Below are 22,125 nucleotides of genomic sequence, written 5' to 3' on the forward strand. Positions count from 1 at the left end.
TTCTAAAAAAATAAGGCCCAGCATAGCTGGGCCTTATTCGATTACTGCTGTTCCTCGTCCTGCTGAGACAGGCTGTAGACATAGGCCGCCACCAGGCGAATCTTGTCTTCACGCAGTTTGTCCTTCTGCGCAGGCATCATATTGGTACGCCCACCACGTATCGTGTGCTGGATCTGCTCGCGGCTGCTACCGTAGAGCCACAGATCGTCGGTCAGGTTCGGGGCACCCAGGGCTTGATTACCCTTGGCGTCCATTCCGTGACAGGCCATACACACGGTGTTGAACACCTTCTGCCCCTCGGCAGCCATGGCCTTATCGTGGTCCAGGCCATTCAGAGAGAGCACATACTCGGCGGTGTTCTTCACACCCTCTTCACCAATAACCGGGCCCTGTGGAGGCATCATGCCCTGACGGCCGTTGTTCAGGGTCTCCAGGATTTTCTCCGGGGTACCGCCATACAGCCAGGCGTTATCAGTGAGATTGGGGAAACCGAAGTTACCACCAGCATCCGCCCCGTGGCACACGGCGCAGTTGTTGGCGAAAATGCGCCCACCCATTTTGCGAGCCTCAGGGCTCTGGGCAATTTCCTCAATCGGCATATCGAGATATTTGCCAAAGTGCTCGTCAAACTTCTCCTGCGCCTTGGCCTGGGAGGCCTCGAGAGCGCCAACAGAAGACCAACCGCTAACGCCCTTGAAGTTACCCATACCCGGGTAGATCACCAGATATCCAACAGAGAATATCAACGTGGCGATAAACAGCATGAACCACCACTTGGGCAGAGGGTTGTCATACTCCTCGATACCGTCGTATACGTGGCCGGTTGTTTTGTTTTCCGGTTCAGCCTGGTCGTCCACTGCCACTTTTCGGTTGGCGAACAACACCCAGGTAATCAACGCCAGATTGGCGAGGGTGAGTACAATTACCCACACACTCCAGAATGTACTCATTACTTGTCCTGCCCCTGTTTTCGTTCAGTTCCGGGCTTTTGCTCGGATTTGGATTCATCCTTCTGAGCGGCCGACGCGTCCTTGTCCGCTTGTTGCTCATCATCGGCAAATGGCAAATTGGCATCTTCTTCGAAGCGCTTCTTGCGCTTCGGAGAGAAAGCCCACCAGCAGATCGCCAGGAAGGCCAGTGATCCCAGAACCAATCCGATTTCCCGTAAAGTTTCGATAGTCACGAGTTTCCTTCCCCGCTATTAGCGTTTTTGAGTAACCAGAGTACCCAGCTGTTGCAAGTAGGCGACCAGAGCATCAATTTCCTTCACTTTGCCGCCGACAAATGGCTTGGCCGCATTGGCGATATCTTCATCGGTGTAGGGAACACCCACTAGGCGTAGAGCTTCCATTTTGCGCGCGGTGTAGTTGCCAGTAACCACATTGTCGAACAACCAGGGGTAGGCCGGCATGATGGACTCAGGCACTACACTGCGCGGGTTGTACAGGTGTGCACGCTGCCATTCGTCAGAAAAACGACCACCCACTCGAGCCAGATCTGGACCGGTACGCTTGGAACCCCACAGGAAGGGGTGCTCGTACACGGATTCCTGCGCCATGGAGTAGTGGCCATAACGCTCCACCTCGGCGCGCAGCGGGCGCACCATCTGGGTGTGACACACGTGGCAGCCTTCGCGAATATAGATATCGCGGCCTTCCAACTGCAGCGCGGTCAGCGGTTTCTGACCCGGCAGAGGGGTGTAGTTTTCCTTGGTAAAGAACTGCGGGACGATCTCCACTAATGCACCAAAACTAATGGCGATAATGGTGAAAAAGATCATCCAGCCGATATTTTTTTCTACGATGTCATGATTCTTCACGATCTAAACTCCTATGCCGCAGGCACTGCTCGAACGGTGTTATCGGCTTCGGCATCGTTTACTTTTTCAGTAATCGTGCGGTAGACGTTGTACGCCATCAGCAGCATTCCCACGAGGAACATGGCACCGCCCAACCAGCGCACCACATAACCTGGGTGGCTCGCAACAACACTCTCCACGAAGCTGTAAGTCAGGGTGCCGTCGGCGTTAAATGCGCGCCACATCAAGCCCTGGGTAATGCCGTTCACCCACATCGCAGCGATGTACAGAACAGTACCGACAGTGGCCAACCAGAAGTGCGCGTTGATCAGCTTGGTGCTGTACATCTCGCGGCGCTTCCACAGTACCGGAACCAGGTGATACAGAGCACCGATAGAAATCATCGCAACCCAGCCGAGAGCACCGGAGTGCACGTGGCCAATAGTCCAGTCAGTATTGTGCGACAGAGCGTTCACCGTTTTGATGGACATCATCGGACCTTCGAAGGTGGACATACCGTAGAAGGACAGAGAAACCACCAGGAAGCGCAGAGTCGGATCGGTACGCAGTTTATGCCAGGCCCCGGACAGGGTCATGATGCCGTTGATCATGCCGCCCCAGGATGGTGCCAGCAGAATCAGGGACATAACCATCGCCAGGCTCTGCGCCCAGTCGGGCAGCGCTGAGTAGTGCAAGTGGTGACCACCGGCCCAGACGTACAGGGAGATCAGTGCCCAGAAATGCACGATGGACAGCTGGTAGGAATAAACCGGACGGCCCGCCTGCTTGGGTACGAAGTAGTACATGATGCCGAGGAAGGCGGCGGTCAGGAAGAAGCCTACCGCATTGTGGCCATACCACCACTGGATCATCGCATCCTTGGTACCGGAGTAAATGGAGTAAGACTTAAACGGAGCAACCGGAATTTCCAGATTATTAATAATATGGAGGACAGCGATGGTGATGATGTAAGCCCCAAAGAACCAGTTCGCCACATAGATGTGGGAGGTCTTACGCTTCATGATGGTGCCGAAGAACACCAGTGCATAAGCGACCCAAACCACAGCGATCAGGATGTCGATTGGCCACTCCAGCTCGGCGTATTCCTTGGTGGAGGTGAAGCCCATCGGCAGGGTAATTGCCGCTGCGACAATTACGACCTGCCATCCCCAGAAGGTAAAGGGAATCAACCAGCCGCCCCAAAGACGAACCTGGCAGGTGCGCTGCACCACATAATAGGAGGTGGCAAACAGAACACTACCACCGAATGCGAAAATTACCGCATTGGTGTGCAGTGGCCGCAATCGTCCGAAATGGGAGAAGGGCTGCCAGAAATCATTGAGCTCGGGCCAGGCCAGCTGGGCCGCAATCAATACGCCCATGCCCATACCAAAAATGCCCCAGACCACGGACATGATGGTGAACTGGCGCACGATATTGTAGTCATAGTCCGGCACAGGGCCGGTCTTTGCCACCGTTGTCGTCATGTTTATACTTCCGTTGCTTTTAAAATTCGGTTCCACAGAGCGGGGCTCGCCCACCACTGGGTCTGCAGCAGTTATGAATGAACCTATCTAATGCGCAATGAGCCTGTAGGCATACACACAGCTGTCACTGTCGGCCAGATAAGGATTTAAGCGCATCCGTCTCCGGCCTTGGCTGATCTAAATCAACTAAGTCGACTAAATCAACTTTCTTCCTTTACCGGCCGCGATACGCAACCGCAGTGCGTTGAGCTTGATAAAGCCCTCGGCATCTTTCTGGTCGTAAGCACCGGCGTCGTCTTCGAAAGTAGCGATACGCTCATCGAACAAACTATCCGCAGAGCGACGCCCTACTGCGCTCACACTACCTTTGTACAATTTGAGGCGCACTTCGCCGTTCACCACAGCCTGGGATTCATCGATCGCAGCCTGAAGCATGCGACGCTCCGGGGACCACCAGTAACCGTTGTACACCAGCTCGGCGTAACGCGGCATCAGAGAGTCCTTCATGTGCGCCACTTCGCGATCCAGGGTAATAGACTCGATCGCCCTGTGTGCCTTCATCAAAATTGTGCCGCCGGGTGTTTCGTAACAACCGCGGGACTTCATCCCCACATAGCGGTTTTCAACGATATCCAGACGACCAATGCCATTGGCGCCGCCCAGCTTATTGAGTTTTTCCAGCAAAGTGGCCGGGCTGAGGCGTTCACCATCGATGGAGACCGGATCGCCCTGCTCAAAACCGACGGAGATATACGTCGGCGCTTCCGGCGCGTCTTCCGGGCTTACACTCCAGCGCCACATATCTTCCTCGGCTTCTGCCCAGGGGTCCTCGAGGTTACCGCCTTCATAGGAGATATGCAGAAGGTTGGCGTCCATCGAGTAGGGAGATTTTTTCTTGCCGGAAGAGAAGTCCACGGGAATTTTGTGCTGCTCGCAGTACTGCATCAGCTTTTCGCGAGAATTTAAGTCCCATTCCCGCCAGGGCGCAATCACCTGAATACCCGGCTTCAGCGCGTAGGCGCCCAGCTCGAAGCGCACCTGGTCGTTGCCCTTGCCGGTAGCGCCGTGGGAAATAGCATCGGCCCCGGTTTCGTTGGCGATCTCGATCAGGCGCTTGGCAATGAGTGGACGCGCAATAGAGGTACCCAGCAGGTATTCCCCCTCATAAATCGCGTTGGCACGAAACATCGGGAAAACGAAATCCCGCACATATTCTTCGCGCAGGTCATCGATATAAATTTCTTTAACACCGAGGGCCTCGGCCTTGGCTCGGGCCGGCTCCACCTCTTCCCCCTGGCCGATATCCGCGGTGAAAGTTACCACTTCACAACCGTAGGTATCCTGCAGCCAGCGCACGATCACTGAAGTATCCAGTCCGCCGGAATATGCCAGTACCACCTTCTCGATTTTGCTCATTGCTGTCCTCTGCTGCCGAAATTTCGCCGCCACAGTCAAAGTGCGGCGACCTGGATCACCTGTCTGCGAAGTTTGTATTGTTCTGGGGGAGATTATTCTTGGAGGTATGCCCAGGATCGGTATTTATGGCCACAATAAATACCCACACACTTTATCGGGGCGCGATTGTAGCGCCTCAGATCGCGATCGACTAGCGCCAAGGCGTTAGCCGATGCAATTGACTACTTTTTAACCGGCTGGTGCATCGCATTTTTTACCCGCATCGGGTAGCATGCGCGCCGCACAGTGACTCTTCTACAGCTATTAATACTCTGGAGTACCATGACGGAGCAACTCACTCTTCGCGCCCCCGACGACTGGCATATTCACCTGCGTGACGGCACCGCCCTGGAACGCACCGTTGGCGATGCCGCCCGACAATTTCACCGCGCAATTGTGATGCCCAACTTGGTGCCCCCCGTCACCACTGCCGAGGGTGCAACGGCCTATCGGCAGCGCATCCTCGCGCAGGTTCCGGCCGATCGCTCTTTTGACCCGCTGATGGTCATCTACCTAACCGATAAAACCGATGCCGAAGTCATTCGCCAGGCCCACGCCGCAGGCGTAATCGCCGCGAAGCTCTACCCCGCTGGGGCCACCACCAACTCCGACTCCGGGGTAACCGATATCACCAACATCTACCCCGCCCTCGAGGCGATGCAATCCTGCGGCATGAAGCTGCTGCTGCACGGGGAAGTAACCACTAACGATATCGACATTTTCGACCGCGAACATGTGTTTATTGAGAACACCCTGGCGCCCCTGGTCGACGATTTCCCCACGCTAAAAGTAGTGCTTGAGCACATCACTACGGCCAATGCGGTGGAGTTTGTGCAAAACGCCCGCGAAGGAGTGGCCGCAACCATTACCGCGCACCATCTGCTGTACAATCGCAACCACATGCTGGTTGGCGGCATTCGCCCGCATTTTTATTGCCTGCCGATCCTCAAGCGTGGCGATCATCAATCCGCGCTGATCGAAGCGGCCACTAGCGGCAGCCCCAAGTTTTTCCTCGGTACCGATTCCGCCCCCCATGCCCAACACAAAAAAGAGCATGACTGCGGCTGCGCCGGCTGCTATACCGCCTTCTCGGCCATCGAGCTTTATGCCGAGGCCTTTGAACGCGCCGGAAAGCTGGACAAGCTCGAGGGCTTCGCCAGCAACTTCGGCCCGGATTTTTACGGCCTGCCCCGCAACGACGACACGATCACCCTGGTCAAACAGCCATGGGCCTTGCCTGAGAGCCTGGATATGGGTGATGAAAGCCTGATTCCTCTGGCCGCCGGTGAGACCCTGAACTGGAAACTCGTATAATTCCGGCCTGAGCCCACGCGGGCCCTAGGCCCGCTGACACCCTGTCCCGCCGGGCTCTAGCATCCCGGCCCAACTGAGATTTGCAAGGACCCAAAGTGACCCCCGCGGAAGAACCCACAGGACCCAAAAGCCCCCTCGCCCAGCGATTTCGCGGTTTTCTGCCGGTCGTTATCGACCTGGAAACCGGCGGCTTTAACGCACGCACCGATGCCTTGCTGGAGATTTCGGCGGTGATCCTGGATATGGATGAGGATGGCAAACTCTTCCCTCTGGAAACCCACAGTTTCCACCTGGAGCCTTTCGAGGGCTCCAATGTGGAGCAATCGGCCCTGGACTTTATTGGCATCGACCTGGAGTCCCCCGAGCGTGAAGCCTGGCCCGAGGAGATTGCGCTGCCGGAATTATTCCGCCAGATCCGCAGTGCGATAAAAAAACACAGCTGCACTCGCGCCGTAATGGTGGCCCACAATGCCCACTTCGATTTGGGCTTTGTCAACGCGGCCGTCGAGCGTTGCGGCGTCAAGCGCAACCCCTTCCATCCCTTTTCCTGCTTCGATACCGCCACCCTCGCCGGCCTCGCCTATGGTCAGACCGTATTGGCCAAAGCCTGCCAGGTCGCCGGTATCGAATTCGATAACAGCTGTGCCCACTCTGCCGAATACGATGCGGAAAAAACCGCAACCCTGTTCTGCGGTATCGTCAACAAATGGCGAGACATGGGCGGCTGGCCGGTGGCCAATACGGAACTCCTGGAGCAGGAGACCGAGTAAAAAACCTGTGCGCCGCCGGGAGGATTAGCCACCCCCACTGAACCGGCTTTCCCCCCGGCGGCAGCACAGCTGATATCCAGCCCCACCCAACCAACCCCACCCTGTGAGCACAGCTTAAGCAGTTGGGTGCTTTTTTATGCAATTTGCTGTATGATGACTGGCCAAATCCAAAACCGGACAGTCAACGTGGCCAAAAAAGCATCTTCGTCTTCCAGTCGCAAGCAGGCTACCTCCCTAGAGACCAGCGAGAGCATTGAGGCACAAGTACAGGCTTTCTTGGCCAAGGGTGGTGAGATTGAGCAGGTCCCCAAGGGAATGAGTGGCCAGACAAACACCTCCGGCCCCAAGCATATTACCCTGGGCAAAAAACCCCGCGCTTAAAAGCCCCTTTTCCAGCCCCCCCTTGCCGAAGCCCAAACCAAAAGGCCCCGGCATTTCCCGTCTCTACAACTTGAGAAACGGTGCCGAGGCCTTCTTGAAAGGCCGCCAATGGCAGCCTGTTCAATTCAGTCTTGAATTTAAATCAGGGCATCTCTTCCAGCTCTGCGCCTTCTTTTACTGGCGGCATCAAGTCTTCCTTAGAAATCTTCATCGCCATCAGCACATTCGCAGCCACATACACAGAAGAGTAAGTACCCACAACCACCCCGACAATCAGAGCCAGGGAGAAGTTGTGAATCAGCTCTCCGCCGAAGAACTGCAGCGCCCACAGCACCAGCAAGGTAGTAAACGAGGTCATAAAGGTTCGACCCAGAGTCTGACTGATCGAGATATTGATAATCTCCTCAGATTCAGCTTTGCGCACCTTGCGGAAGTTCTCACGGATACGGTCTGACACCACGATGGTATCGTTCAGGGAGTAACCGATCACCGCCAGTACCGCAGCCAGCACAGTCAGGTCGAAATCCAGCCCCAGCAGTGCAAAGAAGCCCAACACGATAATCACATCGTGCGCCAGGGCGGCCACAGCACCGACCGAAAACTTATACTGGAAACGCAGGGCCACGTACATCATGACCAGGGCCAACGCCACCAGCATACCCAGACCACCATCGTCGCGCAGCTCGGCCCCCACTTGCGGGCCGACCAGCTCAACTCGGCGCAGGGTAACCTGGCCCTCACTGCCCGCTCGCAACACCGCAACCACCTTGTCGCCAATGGGCGTGGTGGTTTCCTGGTCGGTAGCACTGATACGGGTCTCTTCCTCGGCAACTTCCGGGGGCAGCTTGATCATCAGCTCATTATCGGAGCCGTAGTTCACCACCGTCGCGCCCTCAAAGCCGGCATTGTCCAACTGGGTGCGCACATCATTGATAAACGGGGTAACTTCGTAACCCACTTCAACCTGAGTACCGCCGGTAAAGTCCAGACCGAATTTCAGGCCCTTCGCGGCCAGAATACCGATCGCTGCCAATACCAACACAACCGAGATCATCGCCGCAATTTTGCGCCAGCGCATAAAGTCGTATACGCGCTTGCCCATGTACTCAGTAATCTTGCCGTTTTCCACTTTGCTCTCACTCATGGCCAGTCCCCTTAAATCCAGAGTTTCTGTACACGGCGACCGCCGTAGAACAAGTTGATGATTGCGCGCGTGCCCATAATGGCACTGAACATGGAGGTGAGAATACCGATAGACAGGGTAACCGCGAAGCCCTGTACCGGACCGGAGCCGATGGCATACAGAATGACCGCCACGATCAGGGTAGTGATATTGGCATCCACAATTGTGCTGTAGGCGTTATCGAAGCCGGCACTAATGGCCGATTGGGGAGGCATCCCATTCCTGAGCTCCTCCCGTATTCGCGAGAAGATCAGCACATTGGCATCCACCGCCATACCGACCGTCAATACAATACCGGCGATACCGGGCAGCGTCAGGGTGGCGCCGAGAATCGACATCACGGCAACCAACAGGATCAGGTTGATCGCCAGAGCCAGGTTCGCCGCCAGGCCGAATACCCGGTAGGAAATCAACATACAAATAATAACCGCGAGCAGGCCAATCTGCACAGATTGCACGCCCACCTTAATGTTGTCGGCACCGAGAGATGGCCCGATCACACGCTCCTCAACGAAGTACATGGGAGCCGCCAGGGCACCGGCACGCAGCAGCAGAGCCAGCTCCTGGGCTTCCGCCGGGCTATCCAGACCAGTGACCCGGAACTGCTTACCCAGCGCACTCTGCACGGTGGCGAGACTGATGATCTTTCTGTCTTCAGTCCGAATTTGCTCGATAATCTCATTACCTTCCGCATCGATTTTGGTCTGCGGAGTAAAACGGGTCTCGATAAACAGAGTGCCCATGCGGCGGCCGACATTCTTCCAGGTCGCGCGGTGCATTAATTCACCGCCGCGGGAATCGAGGGTGATATTTACCTGGGGAAGACCGCTCTCATCGTAACCGACACGGGCATTGGTGACGCTGTCGCCCTTGATAATAATCTTGCGCTCGAGCCAGGCACCGCCGTACATCTGTTGCTGGCGCTCACCGCGGTATTCGAAATATTCCTTATTGGTAACCAACTCATCGGGGCTGGCTTCCATACGGTATTCGAGGTTCGCAGTCTTACCGATAATACGTTTGGCCTCTGCGGTATCCTGCACACCAGGCAGCTCTACCACGATGCGGTTGCGCCCCTGACGCTGCACGATCGGCTCGGCTACACCCAGTTCATTCACCCGATTGCGCAGGGTGGTGAGGTTCTGAGAAACCGCATAATCTTCCAGCTGCTTGATCTCCTGCTCAGACAGGGTCGCGCGGATTTCCAGGCTCTCACCACTGCCGGATTCACGCAGCTGCAACTGGGGGAATTCTTTGCGCATGGTGGAGAGGGCCAGGTTGCGCAGTTCGCCACTGCGGAAGCGCGCCACAATCTCGCGGTCGTCGACCAGATCCACACTGCGATAGCGAGCCTTGGCCGCGCGCAACTTGGTTTTCACATCCTGCGCATAGCCTTCCATATTGGTTTTTACGATGGTGTTGGTATCCACCTCCATAAGGAAGTGCACACCACCGGCGAGGTCGAGACCCAACTTCATGGGGCTGGCGCCGATATCGCTCAACCACTGGGGTGTAGTGGAGGCCAGGTTCAGGGCAACGACATAATCGCTGTGTCCCAGTGCCTGCTGGATTGCGCGCTTGGCCGGCAGCTGCTGATCGATGGACTCGAGGCGGATCAGTATGGCCTTATCGCCCACCTCGCCACCAAAGTGCTCGATACCCTCTTCATCCAGGGCCTTGCGCGCCTGAGTGAGGACACGTTCATCCATCACCAGAGCGCTGGACTGACCGGAAATCTGCACTGCAGGGTCCGGCTTATAGAGATTGGGCGCGGCGTAGATCAGGCCGAAGGCCACAACCGCGAGAATCAGAAAGTACTTCCAGATCGGGTAGCGATTCATGCTGTTCTCATTGTTCTAGTGTGACCCCGAGGGCCGGTAAAGCTTGGCAATTTGCCTGGATATGTGGGCACACCGTGCAGATTGCAAGGTGCCGAGCTCCCGCAAAAGGTGGGCCGATTATACGGAGATCAGGGAGCCGAACAAATGACAGGGGCACAGCGATGCGCTCGACTGCACCCCAAATAGGATAAAAATGCCGCCCGACTAGGCCTGTAGCGCGGGCACCTCGCGCCCAAGACCGCGGTAGAACTCCGCGACATAGGCCTCCAACTCATGGGCGGCAATGGCATCGCGCAGCTTTTGCATCAGGCGCTGGTAGTGGCGCAAATTGTGAATCGTATTCAGTTGCGCACCGAGAATCTCACCACAGCGATCCAGGTGATGCAGGTACGCGCGAGAGAAATTCTCACAGGTGTAGCAATCGCACTCTTCCTCCAGGGGGGCCGTATCATGACGGTGCTTGGCATTGCGGATTTTCACCACCCCTTCAAAGGTAAACAGGTGGCCGTTGCGCGCATTGCGCGTGGGCATGACGCAGTCGAACATATCCACACCGCGACGCACCGCCTCGACAATATCCTCCGGCTTGCCCACACCCATCAGGTAGCGCGGCTTGTCTTCCGGCATTTTGTGCGCCAGGTGATCCAGCACCTTGATCATCTCATCTTTCGGCTCACCCACCGATAGGCCACCAATGGCATAGCCATCAAAGCCGATTTCGGTCAGGCCGCGCAGGGACACATCGCGCAATTCCGGGAACATACCGCCCTGCACAATACCGAACAGCGCCGACGGGCTATCGCCGTGAGCCTTCTTGGAGCGCTCCGCCCAACGCAGGGACAACTCCATAGACTTGCGCGCTTCATCGGTAGTGGCCGGGTAGGGGGTGCACTCATCGAAAATCATCACAATATCGGAACCCAGGTCCCGCTGAACGCGCATGGATTCTTCCGGGTCCAGGAATACCGGGCTGCCATCAATCGGCGAGCGGAAAGAAACCCCCTCTTCCGTAATCTTGCGCAGCTCACCCAGGCTAAACACCTGGAAACCGCCGGAGTCGGTCAGGATCGGGCCGGACCACTGGGTAAAATCGTGCAGGTCGCCGTGGGCTTTCACCACTTCGGTACCCGGGCGCAGCATCAGGTGGAAGGTATTACCCAGAATAATCTGCGCACCGATACTCTCGATATCCCTCGGCAACATGCCTTTCACAGTGCCATAAGTGCCCACCGGCATAAACGCTGGGGTTTCCACCACACCGCGAGGGAAACGCAAACGGCCACGACGGGCCTTGCCATCAGTGGTATCCACTTCAAACTGCATAAAACATTCGCGGCTCACTGGGTATCTCCTTTCGCTGATGCGACTTCTTCTTTTTTGGCATTGGGATCGCGGGTAATAAACATGGCATCGCCGTAACTAAAGAAGCGATAGCGCTCTTCAACAGCGGCTTTATAAGCGGCCATCGTATGCTGGTATCCCGCGAAGGCACTCACCAGCATCAACAAGGTGGATTCCGGCAGATGGAAGTTGGTGACCAACTTATCCACAACCTGGAATTCATAACCGGGGTAGATAAAGATATCCGTCTCCCCCACGGTGGCCTGCAACTGGCCACTGCGCGCCGCACTCTCCAGCGCGCGTACGCTGGTGGTACCCACCGCAATCACACTGCCATTGCGCGCGCGGCAAGCGGTTACCGCATCCACCACTTCCTGGGTGACATCCAGCACTTCGCTGTGCATCTGGTGCTCATAAATATTGTCCACGCGCACCGGCTGGAAGGTACCGGCACCCACATGCAGAGTCACGAAGACAACCTCTGCCCCTTTGTCCCGCAGCGCACCGATCATTTCATCGTCAAAATGCAGCCCCGCCGTTGGCGCCGCAACGGCACCGGCATTGCGGCCGTACACGGTTTGGTAGCGCTCGCGATCGCTGGCATCGTCTTCGCGATCAATATAAGGAGGCAGCGGCATATGACCGAGGCGATCCAGAATCGCCAGCACACCCTCTTCTTTGGGGAAGGACAGTTCAAACAGTGCATCCTTGCGGCCGGTCACCTCTATACGGGTGCCGTCCTCGAGGACGATGGTAGAACCAGGCTTGGGCGACTTACTGGAGCGCACATGGGCCCAGATATCTGTCTCGTTAAGCACCCGCTCCACCAGGATTTCCAACTTACCGCCGGTCTCCTTCTGTGCGAACAAACGCGCCGGGATTACCCGGGTATCATTAAAGACTATCAGGTCACCGGCCTGTACCTGGTCGAGAATATCTGGGAACTGCCGGTGAACGATGGCCCCACCGGGCCCATCCAAACACAAAAGACGGCTACCGCGGCGCTCCTCAGTGGGGGCGCGGGCGATCAGCTCATCGGGCAGATGAAAGTCAAAGTCCTGACGCTGCATGGAATCCTGGAAAATTAGAAATACTGGAGAGGTGGCGAAGGTTATAGGAAATTTTAGGAGCTGTTAACTGCGACGACAGAAAATGCGCTAAGTGATTGAAATCACTGGTTGACCCAAGCGAAAGCATTGCTATAATCACGCCCTCTTCGCACCGACCCCAAGGTCGCGCAGCGAAAGTGCCAGAGTGGTGAAATTGGTAGACACAGGGGATTCAAAATCCCCCGCCCTTAAAAGCGTGCCGGTTCGAGTCCGGCCTCTGGTACCATCTCTCAAACCCGCGCCAGCGCTAGCTTTTGCGGGTTTTTTATTTCTGCGTAGGCAACTTTGTAAAAGACTGTTTTGTTGGTTTTAACGCCAATGTGTCAACAAAGTGTCAACGCAAAATCACGTTGGCACTTTTCTACACTGCAAGCCCTCCGACTGTGCAATCTTCTTTCACTTCTCTTCCCCACTCTTCAAAGTGTGATATCCCGATCATCCCAAAACCCCGCACCAGCTCAGCCCCTGCCCGATAGTGTCATTTCATCAACCAAAAGAGCGTCCAAAATCGGCAGGCGTGAGGAGGAGTGACCGGCGGCCGTTTTGAGTGATCGAAAAACAATCGAAAGAGGTTGAAGCCGCAAAAAATCCACAAATTCTATGGAGGTTCTTCCACCTTTTATCTCCTAACCTCCGTCAATTGGGAATGAAAGAAAATGAAAAAGGCTTCCCCCACATATCCCCCCCCTGAAGTAGCACTTCCCAACTATTAAGGGCTTCGCAAGCCACCCAAAAAGCATCACAATATCTGAGTCTGGGCCAGAACAAGGCTCTACGTGCACAGCGGCACTTTCGTACCAAAAGTAATTGCAACGAACGCTAAGGTTTTTTCTATGGATAGAATCCTTTATCACTACACAAATGAAGCCGGATATTCTGGAATCCTTGAGAGTAAATCCATTCGCCCCTCACTAAAGGCAAACAACCCAAAGGATGCCCGCTTCGGCGATGGCCAATACCTGAGTGATATAACTCCTGGCAGCAAAAGGCCAGGACAACTATCTATGATATTTTTTAATATCCCATGGGCTGGACACCGCTTCACTCATCACATCAATATTAATGTGAAGGGGCTGAGCGTGATTTATGGACGAAAGCATGTCCACTTGATACCAAGCTCAAAACCATTGGACATTACCGAAAGGCTGACCGGCCATGGGAAAAATTAAATCGAGGTAACTCATGTCTTCTTATATTTATTCAAAGTGGCATAACAGCCCAGAAAACTACCCAGTAGAATTCTACAGCGAGCTCAACAGCGATCGCTTTGAGACACGAAAAGTAGAAGTATTCAAAGATGGATCACTAGGCTTTGCCTCCCCAAAAGCCTCATCAAAAACAACAAAACTCGGTATTGCAGCTGTACCACCTTTTTCTGAAATTGCCAATCAGGCCGAGTTTGATATAAAAACCATTACACCTCAGCAATTTGAAACTAAATGGAAGGAAGCCACAGAAAAGTGAGCATACATTATGTAAAAGGTGATGCTACTGCCCCTCGCGCTGAGGGGCACGCGATTATTACTCACGTATGCAACGACTTAGGAAAGTGGGGGCGCGGATTTGTATTGGCGATTAGTAGAAGGTGGAAAGAACCAGAACGCCAATACAAAGCTTGGTTCAATGGAAACCTCAAACCACAACTTGGTGATGTTCAATTCGTTACAGTAACGGAGGCTTTAACAGTAGCAAACATCATCGGCCAACATGGTGTTCGCTCACCTAGAAACAAAACAGCACCTGCACCTGTTCGTTATGATTCAATTCGAGAGGGTCTCTCACTGGTCGCAGACTATGCACTGGAAAAATCGGCATCTATTCATATGCCTAGAATTGGTTGTGGTCTTGCAGGTGGCCACTGGGAAGAAATAGAAGCCATCATTCTTACCAATCTTATATCGAAAGGAATTGAAGTTTTCGTTTATGACTTGGATTAATGAAAGGACAAAAGCTAAAAGCTGGCAAAACGCCCCTGTACCTATTTAGCTTAATCTTTATTCAATACTAGGCCTCTAAGAGGAGAACAATAATGCAAAAAACTCTACAGTTTCATGGGAATATTTTGAGCGCAAATAGTGACGACGAATATTCACAGAGAGGACAAAAACCAAAAGGGCACAAAGCCACCCCAATCGGAAAAAGCTAAACCCAACCCAAATTAATTAATTCGCTTTGCATCTAAGCGTACCCGGACGAGACTCTTTCAGGGTTTACAATTCTGAAGAAGCTTCAAGCTGACCATATTGTGCCTATGACACGAATTACGAAGATGGAAGGTTTTGATGAGCTTTCTAAGGAGCAGCAGTTATCACTATTAAACTTTTATGATAATTATATTGGCTCCAGTGGGTCTGCAAATGCCTCGAGAGGCGATAAAACCTATTCTGAATGGTGGGACCATAAAGACTCAAATACACCTACGAACCCAGCTTTTAAGACTAAAATGATACCAATTGAGGCAAATTTAGAGCATATTCTTCAGAAGAAAATTTATGATTTTAAAAATGGATCTGACTCTTAAAACCTGGAGTTTATTCGATGAGTAATGCTGATTTAGTTGGTTTTTTAAGTGGATACGTGAGGAATCCTCAAATTTTAAAGCTGGAGCAGCTGGATAGTCTCGAGAAGGAGAAGTTGCCTGATAGCTGGCTCGACATATTATCCAGAGAGCCTAGTGATAGAGTTACTGCTGCACTTTCTTATTGGAATGAATTTAAGGTGGAGTTTGAGCAAGTTTTAGAATACTTGCGTGATAACCTGGTAAATATTGATCTACTGCATTCTGAATTTGGAAGTTTTTCTGGCTATTCTCTCTTATATAGCGTGAAAGCTAACGACTCAGAAAGGATACTTTACTACGAGGGGCGCAACCCAAAATTAAAAAAAATAAATCCAGAGGTTTTGGGCTTTTGGAATGATTTACCAAATGGTCTAAAAAACTTTTATGAGTTGCATAATGGTTGGAGATACTTACCCTCGGGATCTATGGGGTTATCTCCTGTTGAAGGCTTTTTTCTCTTAGAAAGTGAGGATTGGGGTATTTTGGATACTATTGGAAAAAGTCCTGTAGATTTGAGCAAAACATTAGCTCTCTATGAAAATGGTATGGGAGATTATCTTTGTATTGAATTTAAAGATGGGTCGAAAAGTTGTTTGCTGTGGTCTAGCAGTGGGGCCCCTAAGTTAGGGTTAGATTTTTGGCCTGTGGTAGATTCTTGGACCGTAATGGGTTTCTGAATTTCGCTATAGAGTCTAGCCTAGCTGTTTTAGTCTAGACATAAGTGAGAGAGTAGGAAGGTCTGAAAAATTCTAATTCCATGCCTTCTTTAAAATTTAGAGAGGTGACATTCTCTTTGTGATAAATTACAAGTTCTTAAGAGGTCTCGATATTTTTTAGTGGGGCTCCTTGGTTAGTGATATGTGAATGTGTAGTAGTCTAATCCTTCCGGACAATTCGCTAAGATGGTAAAACTACCAAGCGAAGTGAAGTGAAGTGAAGTGAAGTGAAGTATGAAAACAAAAGGTACACGACGGCATTACAAGCCGGAATTCAAGAAAGACGCCGCAGCCCTAGTCTCTGAGCAAGGATATTCGACTCCTAAGACTGCTGAGACTGTAGGAACCACCGCTTACGTATCTAAGCTCCACATATTTTATCTCCCTGCTAGGGATATAGATTAGATTATCTCCCCAGCTTGGATGGCGCACATTATCCACCGCCTTAAAGTCATCCCGAGATGGCAATTTTTGTTCGGTCACATATAAATCCACATTGCCCTTATCATCAGTTTCATAGAGTGAAACCGAAGCATCATCAAAATCCTGCACAGAATCACAACATAGTTTTGTCCCATCATTTAGGGTAACTACAACCTGAGTAGGAAACATACCGGTATCCTGTTGTAGCCGATTCCATAGCGAACCCGGCCCATTTTCATTGGTAATGCCTGTGGTATTTAGTGCTTTAAAGTACCATTTGCGCCCTGTAATTTTCTAAAACACCAAAGATCCAGCTAGCCGAAATAGCCACTAACGCCGAAACAACCAGTGAACCACTCCAGAATGACAGCATGCTATAAAAAACCATCAAGCCAACCATGCCGTAAATTAAAATACTGTGTAATAATTCGTCCTTGTGTTCGCCATCCCTGAACCCCTGGTTAGCTACCGAATGGCCTATATACCCAGTAGCCAGTAATACCTGGATATACACGGGCAGCTCTAATAGATCATTAATCATAATTTAATCCCTATCTATTCCTTTAAATTGTCAAGTTTACCGCCTTATTCCAGCGGTATCAGTACTAAAAATTGGGGCACTCCCTCTCCTCCAATACCCCTCCCCTCTTAATCGAGTACTCAGTAAATTTCCCTGTCGCCATATCCAGAATTTGCAACCAGGAGTAATGTAGCGCGTTCTTGGATTTATCAATTGTTTCCGCTAGTTCTTTTGCCGCCTCTTGAGTCGGCCAGAAGCTCTAAAACTCTTTGCACCGCAATCCAATAAATGTACACGCTCGGGGAAAATTGCAAATCTGTGTATCTGATTTTTCATAACTTCACTCCTTTTAAGTGTATAACCAGCTTAAGCCCGCACAGCGCTAAGCTGAGATTTCAAACTATCCGCACTGCTCTTGTGCCCATTAGTTGCCACCTTCTGGTCTGGTTTTTTGCCATTACTGGGGGGGGTGTGCAGCGAGTGTTCCGGCCAGGGCCGATACTATGCCGATTAAATCCTCTAGCACTTTCAGCACATTTAAAGATTCACTGCCCAACCAAACCTTGCCGCTGTCTTTTACTTTGATAGCTTGTCGGACCTTGGCCACTGATTCAAGAATATTTCCGATCTGTTCTTTTAAGTCGCGCCCCACTGAAATATTAATATCAATGCCGCTTGTAATATTTAGATTGTCTAGGGCTGACAAGTTCAGGCCACCAGCAGATAAGAAACGTAAAGCTCCAAGGGCTTCAATTATTTTTACGCCGGCTACTTCTTCCACAGAATGTTCACGTACTTGGCGGTGTTCACTGTCGCAGCTCGATTGAATTTCTGCGGCCTCTGTGATCCTGCGTAATGATTTCTCGCGAATATATCCGTGTGTTTCCCTGCTCCACTCTCCGCTGGCGTCCATCTTTTGTCGTACTGAGTCACTTTGCTGCCAAAGTAAATTCTCACGGTCGAGTGTCGGAACCCCTACCCCGCGCGATAGTACAGTACGAATAAAAGGCTGATCCGGCTGGCCATAGAAAAAAGGCAAAAGGCAATTCAACCACCGTGCACGGTTGTGGAAAGCCAAAGGCCCCGCGCTCATTGCCGGGAAATTTGGCCCAAGCCTCTTCTGGGAGCCATTTAATCTCGATGCAACTGGTATTATTGCAGGATCACTAGATGGCCCAACCAGGTTGAAAACGATGGGGCATATTTTCACTGGCGAGAAATCTAATTTTTACGAAATTGATGACGAACACCCTCAAATCAAGGCGTCATCAAATGGGTAGTTAGTCAACGACTACAGGTGAGTTATTATTGAGACAGAGAGGTAGGGGGTAAGCAATGCCTCTTCCATGAAGTACTCAAGTCTTACTAGAGGCACCCCCCTATTACCATAGCGTCTCCAGCTGTATGCGAAGAACATTTCTGTGTGGTAAAGAAATAGCGCCAGGTAAAACTATGAGAATCGCCTCAAGTGAGCTAACAAAATTCGAGTGGCAATTATCCCTGGATATCGCTATTTGTACGGTAATAAGCAGCGATATCATATAGCCACTTGTATCGGTCTAGCTGCCCCCCCAAATGGTTAGCACTGAAGTTCGGGAGGAGCTGCCACAACTCAACTCAATACCACACCACTCACAGGCTCAAACTGTTCGTTCATCTACGAATATGTCGATTGGCCCTTTTTTATAACACCGAGATTGCTGTCGCTATAAGCTAGGTCAAAACTCAACAGGAAAGGAAGCTTTCATGAAAGCTACAGCCATTGCCTCTAGTTTACTATTAGCCTCAAGCATTAGCTTCGCTCTTGAAACAAAAAAGAATGACTATGATTTGAGAATCGACAATGTACAAATATTGACCCGCAATGCGGAAGGGTTCAGTGAGAAAAGCCGCATATACATTCAAGGTGACCGTATAGCTAGAATCAGCCCAATGACCAAAACGGCCCATTCTGCCGAGAATACCCACGATGCACAGGGTGGATATGCGATACCGGGCCTAATCGATTTGCATGTACACCTGAGTGCATCAGGGTCAACTTATGAGAATTATCAGCATCTGCCACTCGAAGCCAATTTAAATAATCACCTCTATTATGGCGTTACCACTGTCACAGATCTTCTGATGTCGAGCGATATGATGCGGTCTGTACTCCAACTGACCAATTCGGCCCCACTAGTATTTGCATCCGGTCCCGCCTTCACCAACCCCAAAGGTCACGGTACTCAGTTCGGGGTGAAAGTTCATGAGATTGGTAGTGTTGACCAAATCAGTGCGAGCTGGGATGTACATTTAAGTTATCAGCCAAAGTTAACCAAAGCCATCATAGAGACATTTGATGGTAGTGCCATCCCGCTCTCAGATGATGTACTAAAAGAGATTGGAAAACGCTCCCAAAGCGCCAACTTGCCGTTTTTTGTTCATGTCTCCACCCTGGAAGATGGGAAACGAGCAATCAGGGCCGGTGCTACTGCTTTAGCCCACGGTATTAATTTTGAACCGGTGGATAATGAATTTATAAAGCTCATGCAACAAAACAAGGTTACCTATATACCCACTCTATCGGTGTATCATAATCAGGGTGATGAACATGAAAATCAATCGATCAGCCAATTAGACCTGGCGCCCATACACCCAAAAATGAAAGCTTGTTTATTTAGTGAAGTCAAAGCACCAAAGACCATTAGAGAACTAGCCTGGCAGAAAAAATCCATAGCCTATAATAACGTGATTAAGCTAGCTAAAGCTGGTATTAGAATTGGCGCAGGCTCTGATTCCGGCAACCCCTATTCACCACACGGACTGGGTTTAATCAGCGAGATATTAGCCTTGCACAAAGCGGGTCTATCCAATCAACAAGTTTTACTCGCCACGACATATTTTGCAGCTCAAACTCTAAATGCAAGTGAGGATATGGGGTCAATATCCCAGGGGAAACGTGCAGACTTCATCCTGCTAAATAAAAACCCTATTGAGAACATACAAGCAATTACAAACCCAGAAAAAATCTATCTTGCAGGTTCAGCGGTAGAGAGAACAAAGCTCATCGAGAAGAGTTACGCCACTACCCCTATCGGTTCTAGTTGTGAATCTTCATCGGAGAACTAAGGCCACAGAATATAAAAGAACCTCATAGCATCAGCACCCATTTAAGTTGTGACTATGGGTGCTGACACTCACCTTTAGAAAATAAGAAAACATATTAAGCAGGGCCGAATTAAAACTATCTTATCTTATTTATTCGCAATATAATTGGCCATTCTAGAATAAGTTATGATAGCTATTGCTCATCACTATTTTATGTCAATACTAAAAGATCTTAAGCATCCTTTCTTTGCGAAATCATTTGTCGTCGTTCTATTACTAGACATAGCTTGCGTATTTGTCTTTTTTGAATCAGGAGATATAAGCTCGATTAGCAGTGCTCTCACTGGTGCTCCGATATGGTTTGTTTTCTTTTATTGGCTACCCACCTGGTCCACCGCTCTCATTGTATTGCGCCTTAGACGCAGAGGGTATCATTCATTGTTAATAGAGTGGATGATTCTGGTAGTCCATATGACTATTGGCAATCAATGCGTTAGCTGGTTTATAGAGTACGCCTTTAATGTCGAAGGCGGCTTGAATATGGGACTGGGAATTATCTTTAATGGGCTAATGTGGGCTACCTGTTTATACTGTTCTTACGCCATGCTGGAATACCGCCATAAAGCCTCTGAGCAAAAGCTCGCCATGCAGAAGGCAAAATTACAAACATTACGCTATCAGCTAAATCCACATTTTATGTTTAACAGTCTTAATACTATCTCCTCCTATATTCATAGCGATCCACACCTCGCTGATGAAGTTTTACATAAACTGGCGGATATTTTGAGGTATTCTCTCGACACTGGCGAGCTAGAAGAAACAACAATCAAAGAAGAAATTGAACTGATTAATAAGTATTTAGAAATAGAAAAAATACGTTTTGGTGATCACTTGAAAGTAGAGATTACGGTAGACCCAAGAGCCAGTGATATCTCTATCCCTCCCCTATTATTACAGCCAATTTTTGAAAACTGCTTCAAACATTGCCGTACAATAGAAAGCTTGCATATTCAATGTCGTATCTACTTAAAGAATGACAAGGTAATTATTGAAGTCGTAGATAACGGATATGGATTTCAGGAAAGTGTTCTTAGTTTTATCCACTCACAGGGAACTGGAATCCATAATTTACGCCAGCGCATTGAGCTACAACCAAATGGAAAACTAACTCTAAGCAATCAAAGCGGTGCCCACGTTAAAGTTGAGATGTCTGTATGAATTTAAGGGTCATTATTGCCGAAGATGAAGCACCGGCAAGACATAAGTTAAAAGCTCAACTGGCAACTATCAAATCTATTGAATTGGTTGCAGAAGCAAAATCTGGACTGGAAGCATTAACATTGATTGAGGAGCATCAACCACAACTACTACTGATGGACATTGAAATGCCTCATCTTAGTGGATTAGATGTACTAGATGCCCTAACTTACCAACCCTATATTATTTTCACAACTGCGTATTCTAAATTTGCTATTGATGCTTTTAACCACGATACAATCGATTACTTACTTAAACCCTTCCCATTGCAACGCTTAAAAGCTGCCATCGAAAAAGCTGAGAAGCGAATCAACCTTATTTATAACAGTACTCAAGTAAGGGGGGATTCGATAGCACTGAAGCGTCTCGTAAGTAAGTGCGATGATCGTATGACCTTTATTGATCTGAACGATATTTCTTATATTAAATCTGAACAAGGTTCAATTATTGCTCATACAGAGAAAGGCATCAAACCCTTACAAATGGGCTTAGATCAACTGGAGCAAAAGCTTAACCCAGATCAATTCCTGCGCCTACATCGCAGCTACCTGATTAACCTGGACAGAGTCTCGGAAATTCAGCGTTATTTAAACGGAAAATTGGCGGTGATTCTTGATGATGAGCATAAAACTACTTTAATATCTAGCCGGTCCGGAGCCGACCGATTGAAAATCATATTCGAACAGGGAAGCTAGGAAAGCAAACTCACTAAACTGCCTGGGCTTGAAATTATTATCAAGGACCCTCCTAAATTTCATCCAAATATATTTATTAAACCCTAGATTGCCAACATAAGTGACACACGGTTACCCACCAAAAATTCCAGTGGGCTCAAGTAATTTAACACCTTCCTGGGGCGAGTATTGATTCGAAACACTGCATC

At 50.5% G+C, this 22,125-nt stretch carries 23 protein-coding genes, 1 tRNA gene and 1 pseudogene; 12 read left to right on the forward strand and 13 right to left on the reverse strand.

All coding sequences use genetic code 11. The features are described from left to right. Positions 1–41: 41 nt before the first annotated feature. The 5 genes from ccoP to Q1A69_RS07950 all read right to left on the reverse strand — a co-directional run bounded on the left by ccoP (position 42) and on the right by Q1A69_RS07950 (position 4,701). Entirely contained in the window at positions 42–950 is a 909-nt protein-coding gene (gene ccoP / locus Q1A69_RS07930) for a cytochrome-c oxidase, cbb3-type subunit III (RefSeq protein ID WP_299583673.1), read from the reverse strand. After that, complete coding sequence (locus tag Q1A69_RS07935) at positions 950–1,183, reverse strand: cbb3-type cytochrome c oxidase subunit 3 (RefSeq protein ID WP_299583676.1); 234 nt, start codon at positions 1,181–1,183, stop codon at positions 950–952. The genes ccoP and Q1A69_RS07935 overlap by 1 nt, the downstream gene beginning before the upstream one ends. 18 nt (positions 1,184–1,201) lie before the next feature. Next, positions 1,202–1,819 carry a cytochrome-c oxidase, cbb3-type subunit II gene (gene ccoO, locus Q1A69_RS07940; RefSeq protein ID WP_299583679.1) on the reverse strand — a complete coding sequence of 206 codons (618 nt, stop codon included), beginning with the start codon at positions 1,817–1,819 and terminating at the stop codon, positions 1,202–1,204. An 11-nt stretch (positions 1,820–1,830) separates the two neighbouring features. After that, positions 1,831–3,285, reverse strand: coding sequence for a cytochrome-c oxidase, cbb3-type subunit I (ccoN, locus tag Q1A69_RS07945; protein ID WP_252085974.1), 1,455 nt, complete (start codon positions 3,283–3,285; stop codon positions 1,831–1,833). 195 nt (positions 3,286–3,480) lie between these two features. After that, entirely contained in the window at positions 3,481–4,701 is a 1,221-nt protein-coding gene (locus tag Q1A69_RS07950) for an argininosuccinate synthase (protein ID WP_299583682.1), read from the reverse strand. Between the two features lie 321 nt (positions 4,702–5,022). Here Q1A69_RS07950 and pyrC point away from each other — a divergent pair, with 321 nt between their 5' ends. From pyrC to Q1A69_RS07965, 3 genes are all read left to right on the forward strand, one after another. Further along, complete coding sequence (gene pyrC, locus Q1A69_RS07955) at positions 5,023–6,054, forward strand: dihydroorotase (protein ID WP_299583685.1); 1,032 nt, start codon at positions 5,023–5,025, stop codon at positions 6,052–6,054. A gap of 95 nt (positions 6,055–6,149) precedes the next feature. Further along, positions 6,150–6,824 carry a ribonuclease T gene (gene rnt / locus Q1A69_RS07960; protein WP_299583688.1) on the forward strand — a complete coding sequence of 225 codons (675 nt, stop codon included), beginning with the start codon at positions 6,150–6,152 and terminating at the stop codon, positions 6,822–6,824. A 153-nt stretch (positions 6,825–6,977) separates the two neighbouring features. Then, a complete protein-coding gene (locus Q1A69_RS07965; RefSeq protein WP_299583747.1) occupies positions 6,978–7,205 on the forward strand; it encodes a hypothetical protein in 228 nt (75 codons plus the stop codon). 142 nt (positions 7,206–7,347) lie between these two features. Here the strand turns inward: Q1A69_RS07965 and secF are convergent, their stop codons facing one another. From secF to queA, 4 genes are all read right to left on the reverse strand, one after another. Continuing rightward, the gene (secF, locus tag Q1A69_RS07970; RefSeq protein WP_299583691.1) at positions 7,348–8,349 is read right to left on the reverse strand and encodes a protein translocase subunit SecF; all 1,002 of its coding nucleotides are present in this window, start codon (positions 8,347–8,349) and stop codon (positions 7,348–7,350) included. A gap of 11 nt (positions 8,350–8,360) precedes the next feature. Next, positions 8,361–10,229 carry a protein translocase subunit SecD gene (secD, locus tag Q1A69_RS07975; protein ID WP_299583694.1) on the reverse strand — a complete coding sequence of 623 codons (1,869 nt, stop codon included), beginning with the start codon at positions 10,227–10,229 and terminating at the stop codon, positions 8,361–8,363. A gap of 204 nt (positions 10,230–10,433) precedes the next feature. Then, entirely contained in the window at positions 10,434–11,570 is a 1,137-nt protein-coding gene (gene tgt, locus Q1A69_RS07980) for a tRNA guanosine(34) transglycosylase Tgt (RefSeq protein WP_366525562.1), read from the reverse strand. Then, on the reverse strand, positions 11,567–12,640 hold the full coding sequence (gene queA / locus Q1A69_RS07985) for a tRNA preQ1(34) S-adenosylmethionine ribosyltransferase-isomerase QueA (protein ID WP_299583697.1): 1,074 nt from the start codon (positions 12,638–12,640) through the stop codon (positions 11,567–11,569). The genes tgt and queA overlap by 4 nt, the downstream gene beginning before the upstream one ends. A 178-nt stretch (positions 12,641–12,818) precedes the next feature. Here queA and Q1A69_RS07990 point away from each other — a divergent pair. The 6 genes from Q1A69_RS07990 (at position 12,819) to Q1A69_RS08015 (ending at position 15,916) form a co-directional block, all read left to right on the forward strand. After that, a tRNA-Leu gene (locus Q1A69_RS07990) sits at positions 12,819–12,905 on the forward strand. Between the two features lie 607 nt (positions 12,906–13,512). Beyond that, positions 13,513–13,848, forward strand: coding sequence for an HYD1 signature containing ADP-ribosyltransferase family protein (locus Q1A69_RS07995; RefSeq protein WP_299583700.1), 336 nt, complete (start codon positions 13,513–13,515; stop codon positions 13,846–13,848). Between the two features lie 13 nt (positions 13,849–13,861). After that, entirely contained in the window at positions 13,862–14,143 is a 282-nt protein-coding gene (locus tag Q1A69_RS08000) for a hypothetical protein (protein ID WP_299583702.1), read from the forward strand. Next, positions 14,119–14,616, forward strand: a complete 498-nt coding sequence (locus tag Q1A69_RS08005; protein WP_299583705.1) for a macro domain-containing protein — start codon at positions 14,119–14,121, stop codon at positions 14,614–14,616. Before Q1A69_RS08000 ends, Q1A69_RS08005 begins: the two co-directional genes overlap by 25 nt. A gap of 332 nt (positions 14,617–14,948) precedes the next feature. Further along, complete coding sequence (locus tag Q1A69_RS08010) at positions 14,949–15,200, forward strand: hypothetical protein (RefSeq protein WP_299583708.1); 252 nt, start codon at positions 14,949–14,951, stop codon at positions 15,198–15,200. A 17-nt stretch (positions 15,201–15,217) separates the two neighbouring features. Then, positions 15,218–15,916 (forward strand): SMI1/KNR4 family protein, encoded by a 699-nt coding sequence (locus Q1A69_RS08015; protein ID WP_299583711.1) that lies wholly within the window; start codon positions 15,218–15,220, stop codon positions 15,914–15,916. A gap of 333 nt (positions 15,917–16,249) precedes the next feature. Here Q1A69_RS08015 and Q1A69_RS08020 read toward each other — a convergent pair whose 3' ends face one another. The 3 genes from Q1A69_RS08020 to Q1A69_RS08030 all read right to left on the reverse strand — a co-directional run bounded on the left by Q1A69_RS08020 (position 16,250) and on the right by Q1A69_RS08030 (position 17,937). Continuing rightward, a complete protein-coding gene (locus Q1A69_RS08020) occupies positions 16,250–16,567 on the reverse strand; it encodes a hypothetical protein (RefSeq protein ID WP_299583713.1) in 318 nt (105 codons plus the stop codon). Positions 16,568–16,643: 76 nt separating this feature from the next. Beyond that, on the reverse strand, positions 16,644–16,919 hold the full coding sequence (locus Q1A69_RS08025) for a hypothetical protein (protein ID WP_299583716.1): 276 nt from the start codon (positions 16,917–16,919) through the stop codon (positions 16,644–16,646). A 436-nt stretch (positions 16,920–17,355) separates the two neighbouring features. Further along, on the reverse strand, positions 17,356–17,937 hold the full coding sequence (locus Q1A69_RS08030) for a hypothetical protein (RefSeq protein ID WP_299583719.1): 582 nt from the start codon (positions 17,935–17,937) through the stop codon (positions 17,356–17,358). A 707-nt stretch (positions 17,938–18,644) separates the two neighbouring features. On the opposite strand from Q1A69_RS08030, the gene Q1A69_RS08035 reads away from it, so the two are divergent. From Q1A69_RS08035 to Q1A69_RS08045, 3 genes are all read left to right on the forward strand, one after another. Next, positions 18,645–20,006 (forward strand): amidohydrolase family protein, encoded by a 1,362-nt coding sequence (locus Q1A69_RS08035; protein ID WP_299583722.1) that lies wholly within the window; start codon positions 18,645–18,647, stop codon positions 20,004–20,006. Positions 20,007–20,171: 165 nt separating this feature from the next. Next, positions 20,172–21,203, forward strand: coding sequence for a histidine kinase (locus Q1A69_RS08040; RefSeq protein ID WP_299583725.1), 1,032 nt, complete (start codon positions 20,172–20,174; stop codon positions 21,201–21,203). Then, a complete protein-coding gene (locus tag Q1A69_RS08045; RefSeq protein ID WP_299583728.1) occupies positions 21,200–21,937 on the forward strand; it encodes a LytTR family DNA-binding domain-containing protein in 738 nt (245 codons plus the stop codon). The genes Q1A69_RS08040 and Q1A69_RS08045 overlap by 4 nt, the downstream gene beginning before the upstream one ends. 83 nt (positions 21,938–22,020) lie before the next feature. On the opposite strand, the pseudogene Q1A69_RS08050 reads toward Q1A69_RS08045, so the two are convergent. Further along, positions 22,021–22,125: pseudogene (locus tag Q1A69_RS08050) on the reverse strand (IS30 family transposase); the annotation flags it as partial.

Source organism: uncultured Microbulbifer sp. (assembly GCF_947498635.1).
Lineage (GTDB): Bacteria > Pseudomonadota > Gammaproteobacteria > Pseudomonadales > Cellvibrionaceae > Microbulbifer > Microbulbifer echini.